Source organism: Mycobacteriales bacterium (assembly GCA_036497565.1).
GTDB lineage: Bacteria > Actinomycetota > Actinomycetes > Mycobacteriales > QHCD01 > DASXJE01.
Genome location: DASXJE010000265.1, coordinates 1 through 2,551 on the forward strand (window position 1 = coordinate 1; position 2,551 = coordinate 2,551).

The following is a 2,551-nucleotide window of genomic DNA, read 5'->3' on the forward strand; positions in this document are numbered from 1 at the left end:
GTGCTGCAATCGTGGCATGTCTCTGGACGAGCTTCGCGCACTGCTGGAGCGGCATGCGCGTCCTGATTTGGCCACTGTCATCGACGGCGTCCGGATCTGCAAGGTCGACTACGCCGCTGCGCCGGAGTCCTCGATGTCCGGGACGGTGCTGGCGGTCATCGCCCAGGGCGGCAAGCGTCTCGCACTGGGCGACCGCTTCTACGACTACGGCGCCGGTCAGTATCTCGTCGCCTCGGTCGACGTCCCGGTAACCGGGCACGTCATGGACGCGGCTCCCGGCAGGCCCGCGCTCGGTTTCGGGATGACTCTGGAACCTGCCGTCATCGCGGAGCTGCTGCTGCAGGCTGCCCCAGGGGATCTGTCGCGGTCTCGTGGCATCGCGCAGCCGGGGATCGCGGTGAGTGACGCCCCGGGCGAGTTGCTCGACGCCATCGTTCGGCTGCTCCGCCTGCTCGACCGGCCACGGGACCGGACGGCACTGGCCCCGCTGGTCAAGCGCGAGATCCTCTGGCGGTTGATGACCGGGGAACAAGGTGACGTCGTCCGCCAGCTCGGCGTGGCCGACAGTAGCCTGATGCACGTCAGACGTGCCGTGCGGTGGATCCGGGAGAACTACACCCGGCCGTTCCGGGTCGAGGACGTGGCACAGCTGTCGGGGATGAGTGTTTCCGCCTTCCACCGGAACTTCCAGGAGGTGACGGCGATGAGCCCGATCCAGTTCCAGAAGCACATCCGGCTGCAGGCGGCGAGACTGCTGCTGGCGAACCGTCCGAACGACATCACCGGCGTCGGCCAGCGTGTCGGGTACGACAGTCCGTCCCAGTTCAGTAGGGAGTACCGGCGCCAGTTCGGTGCCCCGCCCAGCGTCGATGCGGCGCGCTTGCGTGGCGGAGCGGGGCCCGCTGCCCCGGCGCTGCCGTGACGCGGCCTGAGCGAAGAGGTTTGTGCAAATACGCGAGAGGATCTTGCTAGCCCGGCGCCGGCGGTGCTGTTTTCCTGTGGGTATCGGAACGAGCAGGGATTCCGGACAGTCACCACGACTCGGGCGATGGCGGTCGCCGACCGACTCACCGACTGCCGTCAAATTGGAGAAGTATGAAGTACCGCATGCTGGGCCGGGCCGGACTCGAGGGCGGCGACGTGCCCGTCGACAATGAGCGGGAGAGCGGGCTGTGACCGTGGACGACACCGTCGCCCGTGCGCTCGCCATCGGGCCGGCCTCCTCCACGGCCGAGCGCACAATCGACATCACCACGCTGGGCGCACGTAGCGGCATCCCGCGCCGCATCGAGGTCTGGTTCCACCGCGTCGACGGCCGCTGGTACCTGACCGGCATGCCCGTTCCCCGAAGCTGGTACGCGAACTTGCGCGCGAATCCACGGTTCGTCGTGCATCTCAAGCACGGGGTCACGGCCGACCTGCCCGCGACCGCGGCGCCGGTCGACGAGCCAACACGGCGGCGAGTGATCACCGCGGTCCTCGACCTGCAAACCCGGCCCGACGTAGCGGCACGGGTCAGCCGCCGCCAGGACCTCGACGACTGGCTCGCGCGCAGCCCGCTCGTCGAGATCGTGTTCGACGACGAACGGTTGCGAACGGTGTCCTCGGCGCGGTCCGGATAGTCCGAATCTCAGGGAACGGTCACGTCGTGCCGGCCGTCGTCGGGGTCGGATTCGCGGAGTCGGTACGTCGAGTCCTTCCCACCGCGCGGCGTCCACCAGCACCGCCCACGACAACGAACGCCCCCAAGGGAGAGAAGTATGAAGTACCGCACGCTGGGCCGGACCGGAATCCAGGTCAGCCCCTACTGCCTCGGCGCGATGATGTTCGGGGCCATGGGGAACCCCGACCACGACGACTCGATCCGGATCATCCACAGGGCTCTCGACGCGGGGATCAACTTCGTCGACACCGCCGACGCTTACTCCCATGGGGAGTCCGAGGAGATCGTCGGCAAAGCGCTCAAGCGCCGCCGCGACGACGTCGTGCTGGCCAGCAAGGTGCACTACCCGATGGGCGAGGGTCCGAACCGCCGGGGCAACTCTCGGCGCTGGATCATGGCCGAGGTCGAGAACTCGCTGCGCCGCCTGCAGACCGACCACCTCGACCTGTACCAGGTACACCGCCCCGACCCGACTGTCGACCTGGAGGAGACACTGTCAGCCCTGTCCGACCTGATCCAATGCGGCAAGGTGCGCGCGATCGGTGCGTCCTCCTTCCCGGCCTCGGAGATCGTCGAGGCACAGTGGGTCGCCGAGCGGCGTGGGCTGGAGCGCTTCCGGACCGAGCAGCCGCCGTACTCGATTGTCAACCGGGGGATCGAACGCGAGGTGCTGCCGGTCTGTCAGCGCTACGGGATGGGCGCGCTGGTCTGGAGCCCGCTGGGCCAGGGCCTGCTCACCGGCCGCTTCCGCAAGGGCCAGCAGACCGACACCCACCGCTCCGGCGGCATGCCGCAACACTTCGCCGACGAGCGCAAGCTTGACGTGGTCGAACAGCTCGTCCCACTCGCTGAGAAGGCCGGCCTGCCGATGACGCACCTTGCGATGGC

At 68.3% G+C, this 2,551-nt stretch carries 3 protein-coding genes; all 3 read left to right on the forward strand.

Annotation, left to right across the window (positions count from 1 at the left end; genetic code table 11):
- Positions 1–16 precede the first annotated feature (16 nt).
- Positions 17–922: an AraC family transcriptional regulator gene (locus VGH85_21110; protein ID HEY2176314.1), complete on the forward strand. Its 906-nt coding sequence runs from the start codon at positions 17–19 to the stop codon at positions 920–922.
- A gap of 250 nt (positions 923–1,172) precedes the next feature.
- Positions 1,173–1,622 (forward strand): nitroreductase/quinone reductase family protein, encoded by a 450-nt coding sequence (locus VGH85_21115; GenBank protein ID HEY2176315.1) that lies wholly within the window; start codon positions 1,173–1,175, stop codon positions 1,620–1,622.
- Positions 1,623–1,760: 138 nt separating this feature from the next.
- Positions 1,761–2,551 (forward strand): aldo/keto reductase (locus tag VGH85_21120; GenBank protein ID HEY2176316.1); only part of this gene is annotated, 791 nt, incomplete at its 3' end.

Excerpts from the sequence above, each read along its gene's own strand:
- VGH85_21110 (HEY2176314.1), top strand. The coding sequence starts at position 17 with ATGTCTCTGGACGAGCTTCGCGCACTGCTGGAGCGGCATGCGCGTCCT.